12 protein-coding genes are annotated in these 13,399 nt (G+C 65.6%); 7 read left to right on the forward strand and 5 right to left on the reverse strand.

Features of this window, described 5'->3' with window-relative positions:
* Window positions 1–95: 95 nt before the first annotated feature.
* From AC5JJ2_RS20290 to AC5JJ2_RS20300, 3 genes are all read left to right on the forward strand, one after another.
* Entirely contained in the window at window positions 96–3,977 is a 3,882-nt protein-coding gene (locus tag AC5JJ2_RS20290) for an AAA family ATPase (RefSeq protein WP_495859851.1), read from the forward strand.
* 248 nt (window positions 3,978–4,225) lie between these two features.
* A complete protein-coding gene (locus AC5JJ2_RS20295; RefSeq protein ID WP_495859852.1) occupies window positions 4,226–5,143 on the forward strand; it encodes a hypothetical protein in 918 nt (305 codons plus the stop codon).
* A 411-nt stretch (window positions 5,144–5,554) separates the two neighbouring features.
* The gene (locus tag AC5JJ2_RS20300) at window positions 5,555–6,634 is read left to right on the forward strand and encodes a tyrosine-type recombinase/integrase (protein WP_495859853.1); all 1,080 of its coding nucleotides are present in this window, start codon (window positions 5,555–5,557) and stop codon (window positions 6,632–6,634) included.
* Here AC5JJ2_RS20300 and AC5JJ2_RS20305 read toward each other — a convergent pair.
* Together AC5JJ2_RS20305 and AC5JJ2_RS20310 are read right to left on the reverse strand one after the other, a co-directional pair.
* The gene (locus tag AC5JJ2_RS20305; RefSeq protein WP_495859854.1) at window positions 6,576–6,833 is read right to left on the reverse strand and encodes a helix-turn-helix domain-containing protein; all 258 of its coding nucleotides are present in this window, start codon (window positions 6,831–6,833) and stop codon (window positions 6,576–6,578) included. The genes AC5JJ2_RS20300 and AC5JJ2_RS20305 overlap by 59 nt on opposite strands.
* Entirely contained in the window at window positions 6,830–7,651 is an 822-nt protein-coding gene (locus tag AC5JJ2_RS20310; RefSeq protein ID WP_495859855.1) for a DUF5131 family protein, read from the reverse strand. Before AC5JJ2_RS20310 ends, AC5JJ2_RS20305 begins: the two co-directional genes overlap by 4 nt.
* A gap of 321 nt (window positions 7,652–7,972) precedes the next feature.
* Between AC5JJ2_RS20310 and AC5JJ2_RS20315 the strand changes: the two genes are divergently transcribed.
* Both AC5JJ2_RS20315 and AC5JJ2_RS20320 read left to right on the forward strand, forming a co-directional pair.
* Window positions 7,973–8,212 carry a hypothetical protein gene (locus AC5JJ2_RS20315; protein WP_495859856.1) on the forward strand — a complete coding sequence of 80 codons (240 nt, stop codon included), beginning with the start codon at window positions 7,973–7,975 and terminating at the stop codon, window positions 8,210–8,212.
* Window positions 8,213–8,246: 34 nt separating this feature from the next.
* A complete protein-coding gene (locus tag AC5JJ2_RS20320; RefSeq protein ID WP_495859857.1) occupies window positions 8,247–8,831 on the forward strand; it encodes an MT-A70 family methyltransferase in 585 nt (194 codons plus the stop codon).
* Between the two features lie 509 nt (window positions 8,832–9,340).
* Here AC5JJ2_RS20320 and AC5JJ2_RS20325 read toward each other — a convergent pair.
* The 3 genes from AC5JJ2_RS20325 to AC5JJ2_RS20335 form a co-directional block, all read right to left on the reverse strand.
* Entirely contained in the window at window positions 9,341–10,201 is an 861-nt protein-coding gene (locus tag AC5JJ2_RS20325; protein ID WP_495859858.1) for a nucleotidyl transferase AbiEii/AbiGii toxin family protein, read from the reverse strand.
* A gap of 15 nt (window positions 10,202–10,216) precedes the next feature.
* Complete coding sequence (locus AC5JJ2_RS20330; protein ID WP_495859859.1) at window positions 10,217–10,828, reverse strand: type IV toxin-antitoxin system AbiEi family antitoxin domain-containing protein; 612 nt, start codon at window positions 10,826–10,828, stop codon at window positions 10,217–10,219.
* Window positions 10,829–10,936: 108 nt separating this feature from the next.
* Window positions 10,937–11,320 (reverse strand): winged helix-turn-helix transcriptional regulator, encoded by a 384-nt coding sequence (locus tag AC5JJ2_RS20335; protein WP_495859860.1) that lies wholly within the window; start codon window positions 11,318–11,320, stop codon window positions 10,937–10,939.
* Between the two features lie 110 nt (window positions 11,321–11,430).
* Between AC5JJ2_RS20335 and AC5JJ2_RS20340 the strand changes: the two genes are divergently transcribed.
* Window positions 11,431–12,192, forward strand: coding sequence for an SDR family oxidoreductase (locus tag AC5JJ2_RS20340; RefSeq protein WP_495859861.1), 762 nt, complete (start codon window positions 11,431–11,433; stop codon window positions 12,190–12,192).
* A gap of 17 nt (window positions 12,193–12,209) precedes the next feature.
* Window positions 12,210–13,208 carry an NAD(P)-dependent oxidoreductase gene (locus tag AC5JJ2_RS20345; protein WP_495859862.1) on the forward strand — a complete coding sequence of 333 codons (999 nt, stop codon included), beginning with the start codon at window positions 12,210–12,212 and terminating at the stop codon, window positions 13,206–13,208.
* Window positions 13,209–13,399 lie beyond the last annotated feature (191 nt).

The raw sequence follows: 13,399 nt of genomic DNA on the forward strand, positions 1-13,399 counted from the left end.
GGTACGGGTGGCGTTCCTTCTGACCAAAAGTATACTTGTTCCAGCAGTGCCCGCCCGCGTGGCCGAGCAGGTGCGAAGCACAGAAGAAGGTGAGCATGTCCGCAAGTTCTTCAACCCCTGCCGACGCCGCGATCGAGGAGTTACTTCGCGGCGGCAGGCTCACCTCTGGTAAGACCGTAGTCGGCCCGTTGGAGCCGAAAGCTCTCCAGCTCCTTCGAGTCGTCTGGGAAACTCGGGCGGACCTCTCCCGCCGCAAGGGGGCCGACCAGGCGACCGCCGCAAGAGTGTCCTATCTCGCCGCTGGAGCTGCGGCGACCGAGGTAGCTGCCGCTCTGCCGAGTCCAAACGAAGTCACGCCACTGCGACTTGTGCCGTCGCCAGATGAGCGGGTCGCTACACCGCGCTGGCGGCTGCACGAGCTTCGCTCGCACTCCATTCGCGGCATCGCCCCGCCAGGCGTCACCGTCACGTTCACTTTCGACGGCGTGCCGATGCTCATCTATGGCCCAAACGGCAGCGGTAAGAGCAGTCTGCTTGCCGCCGTCGGGTGGGTGCTGACCGGCCGAGTCGTGACGGATTGCGACGAGGAGGCGGAAAGCTTCACCCTCTACGCCCCGCCGACCGCGGCCGGGCGGGTCGCAAAGCTCCGTGACTGGCCAGCAATTCACACGCTGCCCCAGGGCGACGACCCGGTCGCCGCCGTCCCCGATTGCTGGGCGGTGCTCGAACTCAGAACCGAAGACGGAAAGCGAGCGTTATACCTGCGACGCTCCCTCGCTCATGGCCTTGAGCAGAGCGATGACGCCAAAGCGTGGAAGCCGTGCCCATCGCTTTCCGAGCACGGCATTAGTCCGCTCGACGTTCAGCTTTCGGTCTCCGCCGCGACCGTGTTCGGCCGCAGAACTCTTGAGTCGTCACCGGACACCCGGCATCTGCTCAGCATGATGCTCGGCTACGACCCGCTTGAAGAACTCGGCAGCCTCGTAACGACGCTTGCAACCAACCTGACGAAAGCGGCAAACGCCGAGCGCGAAGCGCTTGCAGCCCGGCGGCAGCGGCAGCAGGCTCTCTTGTCCTCATTCCCGAACAAGCTCCGTGACGGCCTCGAACTTCGCAAGCAGGTGACGACCCTCACCCGCGAAGTGCCGCCGGACGAAGCCCGAATCGGGGAGGTGATGGCGCTGGCCGCAACAGCAGTCGTTGACGCTGAGGCAGCCATTGCGTCCCTTCTCGAAATCGGAGCAGAAGGCCGGGCGGTGCCGGCCGGACTTGCCGACTCGCTAACGTCCGCGGTGCGCATCCTGGAAGCAGCGACCGACGAGCTGTTTCCCGCATTCCGCTCGCTGTTGGTGGCAGACTCCGAAGCCGCAAATGCCACGGCTACGAGCGCTGTCGGCTCGGCCGGCGAGGCGCTCAGCAAGTTCGAGCAGACCGCAAAGGCTCGAATCGCCGACCGATTGGCGTGGTGGAAGCGGGAAGCTGTCCCCGGCAGCAAGGCAACGCTTCTCATCCAGGCCGCGGCCCACTTCGAGCCGACCGACGAATCCTGTCCGGTGTGTGAGCAGGAGATCGCGGGCAGCGACGTTGCCTCGCAGCTCGCCGGACTAAAGGGCGCGTCGGCCGACCTGCGCTCGAACCTACGGGAGTTCTTTCGAAACCTCGCCGACGAAGTCCGGCTCGCCGTGCCCGCCTCCGTCATGGGGTTAAGTGCGAAGGACCCGGCGCGTTGCCTGCGCGAGGACTGGGCGGCGATCTGTGATGAACTGGGTGGGGCACTCGCACCCGTAACGGAACGCTTCACCCCTGGCATCGAGGCAATCGCGGAGTCGCTGTCGCCGGTCGAGTTCGAGGCCTCGGAGCTGATTCCAGGCGACGCGGACTCAGCTTTTGCCGAAGCCGCTGCGCCCTTCCTCGTAGCACTCCGGGAGGCGAGGCGAGGGATCGCGGTCGCCCGGTGGGCAGCCAGGCACCTGGCCGAGGTAACGCAGAGGCTCCTCGTACTCGTCAATTCGAGCGCCGGCGAAGCCTCGTCGCTTCTTGCCGTGCTCGCGCGCGGCAAGCATGCGGCGGCCGATGTCGAGCCGGTCGTGGCCGTGCGGGAGGGGCTTAAGGATGCAGCACTCGAAGCGGCCGGCATCAAGACGGCCGCTGCCGCACTTGCCGCGCTTGAGGAGATGCACGCGGCACTCGAAGCGATTAAGCCCATCGGGAAGTACGCCGCAGCCGAGGTCGAGCGGGTCTTTACCGACATCCGCGAGAAGACCATCGAGAACACCCGAAAGCTCTACCCGCACGCAAACCCCGACCTCTCGCCGTCCCGCCTGCACTTGAACAAGGGGCGAGACAAGTCGGTCGAGGCTTACTTAAGTGCCGGCGCGTTCGAGGTGCCTGGCCAGCACATCGCAAACGCCGGACTGCTTAGAGCCATCGCGCTCGCCTTCTACTTCGCTCTGCTTGAGCGGCACCCGGGCGGTCTCGGCTTCGTGGTGATGGACGACCCGATTCTTTCTCTCGACGACGATCACCGCGAGGCGTGGTCGGCAAACATTCTAAAGCCAGCACTTGCCACGACGCAGGTGGTGGTGGCGACCCATCAGCGGCAGTTTCTAAACAACTGCAAGACCGACTTTCACCCCGGGCGGCTCGTCGAGCTAAACCCCCGCACGAGGTCAAAGCAGGTCACCTACCGACCCGGGGACCGTCTCGACCGGGCTGAGGAGCTGCTCGCGGTCGCCACGACCAGCGTGCCGAACGAGCTTCGGAAGTATCGAGAGGATTTGGTCATCACGCTCGACGCCTACAGCCCGACGGCGTTCTTCAACCCGCACAACTTGCGGCACTCGCTCGACCAGTATCTGGGTCTCGTAGCGCCGCATCCGCTCGCCTCCGCCAACCAGGCGAAGATCGGCAAGCGGGTGAGGGAAGAGAAGGTGACTCGGGTGCTCGACCCCGGCTCACACAGCCTGACCGAGGCCGACGTGACCGAGCCGATGATTCGTGACTGCCTCGCTGAGCTGCGTGAGCTAGACGTCACCTTCAAAAACGAACTCGAACGCCTCGAAGCGGAGCGGCTGCGCGTGCTAAAGAGCCGCTCCCTGCCGCTGCTGGCAACCCCGGCCGTCCCGAGCGGCCCAGCTCCCGCCGCGGTCATCCCGTTTGATCGGCTACGAGTCGGAGAAGAGGCGGCTGCGTGGGCCGAGCCGGTGCGGCTTCGCATCATCGGATCCGCCGCCGCGCAGACCCACGGCTGCGTTGTCGATCTCGCCGAGGAGCCGTCGGAATCTGACTTCCCGGCGGGCGGCGCGATCCTCGTCTCAAGCGATACTCTCTGCCCCGTTGCCCGGCCGGGCCAGTGGGCGCTTCTCTCCGACGAGGCCGGCGACGGCGATTTAGTCGCCGTTCTCGACCTCGCCGGTAATCGCTACCTTCGTCGCGGGTGGTCTGCCGGAAACGCCTGGTTCCTCGAAGCCGTAAACCCGTCGGCGGGGGTCGCCCCGGTGAGCATTCGGAAAAGTGACTGCAAGGTGCGAAGGGTAAACGGCGTCTGCTACGGCCCGCGAAAGGAGCTGGGGAGGGGAAGCGGGAAGCTCGCAAACGAGTGGTCGCCGAGGCAGGATTTTAAGGCGAGCAACATCGCCGGCCATTTCGGCATCACCGTCCAGGGCACGAGCCTCGAACCGCTCGCACTAGATGGGCAGGTAGTTCTGGTGGCGAGAAAGATGGACAGTCGGTTCGATCAGGTCGCCCGCGGCAGCCTGGCCGTCGTCGAGACCGACGAGGACCGGGTGGGCAGCGTCATCAAGCGCGTATTTCCCGGCGATCGGACGTGGCTGCTGGCAAGCCCGAACCCGATCGAGCCACGCGACCCGATCGCAATCCCAAAAGGGAAGATTCGCGCCGTCTGGCCGGTTCGCGGAGTCGTCTTCGCCGTTACAAGGGTCGAGGTGTTCGAGGCTGAGCCGTCCGAAGCTGAGTGACCGCGAAATGCCTCGAAGGCGTCTCAGGGCCTCTGACGCTGATCTGGGGACGATTTCCGCGTTACCGATAAGTCCGGTTATCGGTCATCGGGCGCGGCAGGGGACTTTTACAGAGGCGGCCGGCGATGTAAACTTCGACGTTGCTGGCCCCGAGTTGCGATGCGTGGTGAACAGTGAGTATCCAGCTAAAAACGCACAAGCTGCTTTGGGGTGCAAGCGGAAGCATCTGTGCCCGCTGCAAGGAGACCGTGTTTGAAGACGCGACGCTGACCGACGACCCATCCATCGTCGGCGAGGAAGCGCACATCGTCTCGAAGAAGAAGGACGGACCCCGCTACGACGACCCGCTTCCGATGGAAAAGAGGGATCTTGTCGAGAACCTCATCATTCTCTGCAACAAATGCCACAAGATCGTAGATGACCAGGTAAACGCATTCACGGTAGCAGTGCTCCGGCAGATGAAGAAGGAGCACGAAGCCGCTATCAAGGCGACCTTCGGCCAAGAAGATCCTGCCAAACAGCGTGACGACCTGATCTACGCCGGCTACGTCGATGAGTGGGTCAGGCTTGCCGAAGTCGATAACTGGGCAGACTGGAGCTACGGTGTACTCTCCAACGGCCGTCCCAGAATGCGCGCCGAGCGGCTTGACCGGCTGGAACAGCTCAAGCTTTGGATCCTCGCGCGAGTGTGGCCGGGCCGGTATCCATCGCTTGAGAAGGCTTTCCTCAACTTCCGTCGGGTGCTCGAAGACCTGATTAACACCTTCGGGATGGGTGCCGATCAGGTCGGCAAGGATCGCCTCTGGCTAACCCGGAGCTACAACCCGAAAGAGTGGCTGGAGGAAGACGAGTTCGAGGCGGGTTTGAAACGACACGAGCGCCACGTCTACTTGGTCATGGACCTGATGGCCGAGCTGACGCGGGCAGCGAACTTCATCTGCGATAAGGTCCGGGAGTTCATCAGCCCCACGTTCCGACTGAAGGAAGGACTGGTGCTCGCGGCAGGCGGCCCGTTTGAGAACGGGGCGGACCGGACAATGGGCCTTCGGTATCGTGGGGAGGAACGAACTGAACTGCCTTACCCGGGGCTTGGCAAGTTCGTTTCTGAGCGTGCGAAGCGAGACTACTGCTTCGGCCACCCGGACGAGACTGCCGCCGAGGAGTAAGCGTCGTTTACCGATCGCTCGAACCGGTCCCCTTCCAAGGGACGGGCAGAGTCTCACGCCGCCGTGTGCGTACTTGGTGTCCAGCGATTACAGTCGTGCAGAGCAGGTGCAGAGAACTCGGCGGAAAAGCTGCGATCTTCGGCCAAAACCCCGGAAGCCGTGTAAACTACGTAAGCCGGAAACTCCTGTGTAGCTTGCCGATAGCGTTTTTCGGCTTGTGTGCGCCTGATTCGGGACCAAGAGGTCGCAGGTTCGAATCCTGTCAGCCCGACTGGAGTTGCGGAAAGCGGTGCACCAAAAGAGTGCACCACTTCGAGCGAAGAAAAGAGAAGACCCCCTGGCTGCAACCAGGGGGTCTTCAGTTGGCAGACCCTTGCGGGACCGCCGAGGTTCCTCCCAAGAGGGTCTGCCATGCAGAAGGTCTGGTTCCGCAAGCAAACCGGCTGGTGGTACGCGACCGTCCGGAAGGACGGGGCCCGCCAGCAGCTCCCGCTCGTCAAGGCCCCGAACGACCGGGCCGGAAAAAAGCTCGCCGAAGAGCAGCTCGTCCGCGAACTCGCCCTCCACGACCACCTCGAAGATTCCTCCGACAAGGCCCCCGCCTGGGCGACCGTCGGGCACGTGGTCACCGCGTTTCTCAGACACAGCGAGGAAGACCACGAGGCGGTGACCGCCCGCTGGTACCGGGACCTCCTTCTCCCGTTCAGGGAGATGTGGGGGAAGCTCCGCGTCACCCGGCTCCGGAAGAAGCACGTCCGGGCGTGGCTCAAGGCCAAGGGCTACAACCCGACGTCCGCGAACAAGGCGGTCGGGGCCGTGAAGCGGGCGTTCAACTGGGCGGTCGAGGAAGAGCACATCCCGAAGAACCCCGTCGCCCACCTCCGGAAGCCGAAGGCCCTGACCCGCGACCGCACCCTCACCCCGGACGAACGCACGCTCGTCCTCTCGGCCATCCGCGACCTGGCGTTCCGCCGGTTCGTGAACGCCATGACCCTCACCGGCTGCCGGCCGGGCGAAGTCGCCCGCGTCACAGCCGCCGACGTCGACTTCGAGTACGGCCTCTGGGTCCTCCAGAAGCACAAGACGGCGAAGAAGACGGGCAAACCCCGCCGGGTGTTCCTGCCGCCCGAGGCCGTCGAACTCACGCGGGAGCTCGCCGCGGCGCACCCCGAGGGGCCGCTCTTCTTGAACGCCCGCGGGAAGCCGTGGACGAGAAACGCGGTCCGCATCCGGTTCCGCCGGCTCCGGGAGAAGCACCCGGAACTTAAAGGCGTCATCGCCTACACGTACCGGGCGAGCTTCGCGACCGACGCTCTGGAGGCGCAGGTGCCGGACGCGACCGTGGCGGCTCTTCTCGGCCACACGACGACCGCCACCCTGCACCGCTTCTACAACCGGCTCTCCGGCCGGGTCGAGCACCTGAAGGACGCCGCTACGAGGGCGACCCGCCCGCCGAAAGAAGCGGGTGGCGCTCCACCAGGCATTCCGTGAGGAGCGCCACGAGGTCCTCCTCCTTGATGAGGATCCGGCCCCGCTTGCCCGACGCGCCTGCCCGGATGTGGGGCAGGCGTCGCTCGTCGCACCAGGTGTAGATGAGGGAGCGCGACACCTTCGCCCGGTCGGCCGCCTCCTTCGGGGTGAGTAGCTTCACGGCTCGTTCCTCAAATGCCCCCGCGGGGCCACTCGTCACGCCTGGTTCAGAACGGTCAAGGACACGCCCTTCCGCTCCCGGGAGGGCGGGACAGCCGCCGGCAGGACGTCGGGCATTTCGTCGTACGTCTCGCCGTCGAGTTCGCGGCCGGTCGCCTTCTTGTTCCGCCCGCCGTTTTGCTTGTGGAAGAACTTCACCCCGGCCGCCCGGCACTGGTCCCTGACCGAGAGCGCCCAGGCCGGGTCGAACTCCCTGGCCCGCGGGCCGGATTCGCCGCCCGTGATGACCCAGTCGATGCCGGAAAGGTCGAGCGTCACGGGGCCGAGGAGCGGTTCCACCGACAGGAACTTCACCTTCGCACCCGTCCGCCGGAGGTGGTCGATCCGGTACGCGTAGGGCTGACTCTCGACCGACACCCCCATCCACACGTTGTCCGGCCACGCGAGGTGCGGGGCGAGTTCTTCGAGCCGCTCGGCGCGTTTGGTCAGGATCTGGTAGGTGTGCCAGTCGGCCGCCCGCATGACGGCGAACGCCCTCCGGATGAACTCGAGCGGGACGTCCTTGTGGAAGAGGTCGGAGAGCGAGTTCACGAACACCTTCGACGGCCTGGTCCACTCGAAGGGCTTCAGGAGCCGCTCGGGCAGGAGCCGCACCTCGCCCGTCCAGTTGAGGACTCCGTTGTCCTGCCGGTAGGCGAGGCCGCGGTTCGCGTCGGCGATTTTCGCGACCGGGTTCCCGGCCATCCGCAGGCACTCCTTACAGGCGTAGCAGGAGGCGCAGCCGGGCGAGATCTTCTCGCAGCCGAGCAGGAAGTTCCACGTGCGGTTGGTCCACTCGATCAGCGACACATCGCTCATCTCCGCTCCTCATCGCGACAGTGGGTACAAGTGGAAAGAATCCCGATAGGTCCGACCACAATGTGGCCCTGGGTTACTGCCCGCTGTATGTTTTCGTCGGCTCCAGAAAACGACCAGCATCGAGCGTGCTGAAGGTCTAAACGGATCTACTCGCCTTTCAGCCTGAGATTGGCTTCGGCCAGTCGCTCGCGTATCGCTTGAACACCGCTCCATCCCACGTTGCCGAGCGGCGACGGGCGGGTCGGGTACTACTACGCGAAGCGGTGATTTTTCCTGAACGCCGGGGCACGGACGCCCCTTTCTTACATCAGGAGGTTCCCGATGGGCGTTCCGGCCGTCAGCCACGAGATCGCGTTCGCCACGAGCCAGAAGGTCGTCCAGGTGTTCGCGCCGCTACTCCGCGAGGAGGAGCAGGCAGACGCCATTCGGGAAGTGTACCCGCTCCTCAAAGACGCCCTGCTCCTGTTCGCCGACCGGATGGACCGCGAGCGGCGGCGGCTCCATGGCCCGGATGCGAAGCGATTGCCGGCGGGGGAGTTACCGACCCGAGAAGGAGAGTAGTTTCGTGCCGCTCCCTTCCGCCGCCGGACACCTGGTGCGTGACCTCTCCGCCCTCACCGCACGCGGGTGCAAGTTCTGCAGCGTCTACGCCGACCCGCCGTGGCAGTACGAGCGGAGCCCGCGGGGGGCGGCGCACCACTACCCGACCCTCGCGACCGAGGACATCGCGAAGCTGCCCGTTGCGGAACTCGCCGCCGACGTGTGCCACCTCCACCTCTGGACGACGAGTTCGTTTCTCTTTGACGCCAAGCGCGTGCTCGACGCCTGGGGCTTTCGCTACAAGGGGGTGTTCGTGTGGGTGAAGCCGCAGATGGGCACCGGTTACTACTGGCGGTGCGCCTCGGAGTTCCTGCTCCTCGGCGTCAAAGGCGAGCAGACGTTTCTCGACCGCACGATCCCGAACTGGCTCTCCGCCGATCGCCACGAGCACTCGGCAAAGCCCGAAGCCGTGCGGACCCTCATCGAGCGGGTGAGCCCGGGGCCCTACCTCGAACTTTTCGGCAGGCGGGCCGTCCACGGCTGGGTCGTTCACGGCAACGAGGTGAGCCGCGGCCTCTTTGACGGCGACGTGAGCGATGTATCGCCAGATGATTGCGAGTTGAAGGCGCTGGTTGATTAAGAACTCAACAAGCTGCACCATGAATCATGGACATCAAAGCAGAGCACGGCAACAGTTCGTTCAACGTTCAAACCGACCTTTCGAAGGGCGACTTGGACCAAGCTGCCCTCGCCCTGCCGCGGCTAGGCCCGGGCGGGGTTGTGGCATTAAAAGCATTGCGTTCGCTTCATGCCGCTGCTGACTCGTTGCAGGGTGCTGTCGTCACAATGCAAGTGACTGTCGATGGCATCGACGATCCGACCGCGAGAGTGCGCGCACAGATACTTCTTGACACCCCCCACGCCGATCGGTCGCTGTCACCGGACACTCCTCTGGAACAGCTAAAGGGCGATGTTCCAAACAGGGTTCTTCGGGCGCTGTCGCGACGCGGAAAGCTCCAGACTGTGGGAGAATTGACCGCCCTCTCTGCGAACGAACTCGTGGATCTCGGGAATCGGCTGCAACGATTCCTCGGTACTTATGGGCAACTACCGAGAAATCCTTGCGGCCGAATTCACTTCCAACACTCCTCATTTTCCGAGCGAGTGGGTCGTCCAGAACGCCTCGAGTACCGAGAACGCCGGGAGGGGGTCCGCCGTCGAGAGGCCCGCCTCCGTTGCCATTCCGGGAAAGTCCGTCTTCCAGTGCGCGGGCGGCGGGGAGAGTGACTCGGGTAGGGGATGCGTCCCGCGTGTTGTGAAGGTTGCCCGTAGGGCGGCGCGAATGTCGCCCGCGTCGAGTGCCCCGCGTTCGATGAGTAGCACCAGGTCCACGAGGTCTTTCGTCCGCGTGTTGAGCCGCCCCGACCACGGGAAGGTGTAGGCGTGGATCTTCTCCGCGAACTGCTGGGCCTTCGGGATGGCGAGGGCGACAGCGGGCCCGATGCCCGCGAACTCGAGCGTGTCGTCGCCCGTGAGCCGCTCCGGCTCGCCCACCACCGCGTCACCGATTCCGACGTCGAGGTGGAACTTCGCGTAGGTCTTGCCGAGGAGCACCGCCTCGCACGGGAAGCGGCCGCCGCCGTTCGGGGCGTTGGTGAGCTCGGCCTTCGGCTCGCCGATGCGGAAGGCGAGAAAGTCCCCGAGGTCGGCGTCGGCCGCGGCCTGAAGGCGGTCTCTCAGTTCCGATGACGCCACCCCGTCGAGAAGCGCAACGGACAGGTCGAGGTCCTTTGTGGTCCTCGCCTGCGGGCGGTAGCGGAGGTCCAACGCGAACCCGCCCTTTAAAAGCCAGGGGGCGTCGGGCGCATGGAAGAGGCGGGCGAGGAGCCGCTCCATCACGAACTTGATCTGGAGCGTTTGAAGAGGGACGCCGCGCTCGGTCGCGCGGGTCCGCATCCGCGCCTCGAGCGACGTCTTGAACGCGGCGGCTGACTTGAACGATTTCGCCATGGCCGTCCTTTGCCGCTACCGAATCGATTTCGTCCGGCCGACCCGGCGGGTAAAACGGTCGGCGTGGCTGAACCCGCGGAGGGCCGCGTCGAGTGCTTTTCGCCGCACGAGGCCGCGGGCGAGGGCGTCCGCCACGGCCTTGTCGAGCTGCTCCTGGCTGACGTCCCCGGCGGCGACATCGAGAAGCGTCCGTAGCGGCGTGGTGACGCGAAACCCCTCCCGCTCCTCAACGTGATCGTCCGGAAGGTGCGACTTGTGAAGAACTACGCCCCTCGGTGCGGCTTTTCGGAACTTCGGCGGCACGGAGAGGTGGACCGTATGGGGTAGCAGTTCCGAGAGTTCGTGGAGCACGAGCGCCGTCTCGTGGGAAACCACCGCCTGGGGTTCGTCCGCCCGGTTCCGGCTCCAGAGCGCGAGGCGGACGAGGTCGTCGTGCTCGCCCGGCGGGACGCCCTCCAGCCGGTAGAGGCCCCGGTCGGCCCGCTCGAAGGTCCCGGTCGACTCGTGGTACTCGATGTGCGGGTAGCCGTAACCGGCCTCCAGGGCTTGCTTCGTGGTAAAGTACCCGCCCTGCGAACGGGCGATCGCGGCGAGCGTTCGGGCGGAATCGCGGGACGAGCGGGCCATGCAAGATCCTTCAAAAAACTTGAAGGATTATGCGCCGCCTCTGCTGCGTTCGCAAGGCCGATTGACGCCTCTTCGCCGCCAAGCACCCCCAAAAAAGACTCCCGTCCGTCACTTCGGCCGCTCGCTCGGTTTTCGAAACGCCTTCCGGGCTGCCTCCACCTTCGCGTGGTTCTTCTCGGCCCACACCCATACCCCGCAGAACGCCTCGCCTAGGCTCCGCCCTAGCGCGGTGAGGGCGTAATCGACGTGCGGCGGGATGACGGGGTGGACGGTGCGGGTCACGAGCCCGTCCGCCTCCATCTGCCGGAGGGTCTTGGTGAGCATTTTCTGACTCACGCCGGAGACGAGCTCAGCAAGCCGCGTGAACCGGAGGGTGCCGTGCTCGTCCAGGGCTTCCAGAACGAGCATCGTCCACTTGTCCGCCACCCGGGCGATGACCTCGCGGACCAGGGCGTCCACCGCGGGGCTCGGGACGTGCTTCACTTTCGCCATGGGGGTCACTCTCCTTGAGGTAAGTATAGCACTCCGGAGTGCCTACTTCCTATCGGTGACTGTGGCGCGTAGCATGGCTACCGACACTTTATGAGGGGGAACTTTTTTCCATGGACATGACGGGCAACACGATTCTCATCACCGGCGGCGGCTCCGGCATCGGCCGCGGGCTCGCCGAGGCGTTCCACAAGCTGGGCAACCAGGTCGTCATCTCTGGCCGCCGGACGAACGTGCTGGACGGGGTGATCGCCGCCAACCCGGGCATGAAGTCGGTTTCGCTCGACGTCGAGAACCCGGACGGCGTGAAGGCATTCGCCGCGAAGGTCGTGGCCGACTTCCCGAAGCTCAACGTGGTGGTCCACAACGCCGGGATCGCACGGATGGAGAAGCTCGCCGAACAGAAGGACGTCTCCGACGCCGAGGCGATGGTCGGGACCAACGTGCTCGGGCCGATTCGCCTCAACGCGGCACTTCTGCCGCACCTCTTGAAGCAGCGGAAGGCGACAATCATCACCGTCTCCTCGGGGCTCGCGTTCGTCCCCCTCGCCGCCTCGCCCACGTACTCCGCGACGAAGGCATTCCTGCACTCGTACACCCTGTCCCTCCGCCACCAGCTCAAGGGGACGAAGGTGCAAGTGATCGAACTCCCGCCGCCCTATGTCCAGACGGAACTCGGCGGCCCGGAGCAGGCGAGCGACCCGCGGGCCGTGCCGCTCGCGGAGTTCATCGCCGGGGTGATGGAGATTTTGACGACGCGGCCGGACGCGACGGAAGTGGTGGTCAAGCAGTGCGAGCCGCTCCGGAACGCGGTCAAGACCGAGAGTTTCGACCAGGCGTTCGCGACGGTGAACGCCATGTTCGACTCGCACTGAGACAGGGAGGCTTCGCAATGTCACGGGATCCAATTCTACTTGTGGGCGGGTCCGGGGGCGTCGGCCGGTGGACGGCCGACTACCTCCGCTCGACCCACCCCAACCTAAAGCTCCTCATCGGCGGCCGCGACCGGGCGAAAGCCGAGAAGGTCGCCGCAGAAGTCGGCGGTGCGGAGGGCGTGGCGCTCGACATGGCGGCCGCCGACCTCGGTCTCGGCGATAGACAGGTCAGTGCCGTCGCCGTTTTCCCGAAAGACGACCGGGTAACTGCGCTCCGCTTCGCTCTCAGCCGAATGGTGCCGCACCTCGGCATCTCGGGCGGCATCGTCGAGATCGGCCCCGAGGTCGCGGCCTTCGCGGACCGGCCGAATGCCGCGGCGGTCGTCCTCGGGGCCGAGTGGCTCGTGGGTGCCACGACCGTGCCGACCCTCAAGTTCGCAAAGGCCTTCGGGCGTCTCGACGACGTCACGCTCGGCGCGGTGGTGGACGAAAAGGACGCGGGCGGCCCCGCCACCACCGAGGACTTCGAGCGGCTGGAGAAAACGATGCCCCAGGCGCTAATTCTCCGGGGCGGAAGCTACGTCTGGCACAAGGAGACGAGGAAGCTCCGCGCCGTCGACGGCACCGAGATGGAGGCCTCCGCCTTCTCGCCCTTCGATGTCGTCGGGCTCGGGGCCGCGACCGGCGCGCCGAACGTCCGGTTCCACCTCGCGACCGGGGTGAGTTCGAGCCGCCGCAACGGCGGGCCGCCGTCCACCGAAATCCTCATCGAACTCGCGGGCCAGGATCACGCGGGCCGGCCGCTCCGCACCCGCCACGCGGTCGTCCACCCCGGGGGGCACAAGCCGCTCACGGGGCTCGGGGTCGCCATGCTGCTCGAGCGGCTCGTCGGACTCGACGGCCGCCCGCCGACCCCGGCCGGGCTCTACTTCCCGTATCAACTGCTCGAACCGACGGCCTACCTCGCCCGCCTCGGGCAGGTGGGTGGAAGGACGCTGGCGCTGGATGTGCAATAAATGACGGGCTCCCAGACCGTCCGGGCTGGCGGTAGCTTCCCGCATCTCGCACCGGCCGCACGCGGGCCGATGGTCCCACCGAACACGCGGCGACTACCAATGACCGACGGCGCACGCGGCGTCGGCCGGACCCTGACCGGCCTTCTGTGAGACCCTGTCGATCGCGGGTTTAATCACCGGCCAACCGGAAC

Source organism: Limnoglobus sp. (genome assembly GCF_059499385.1).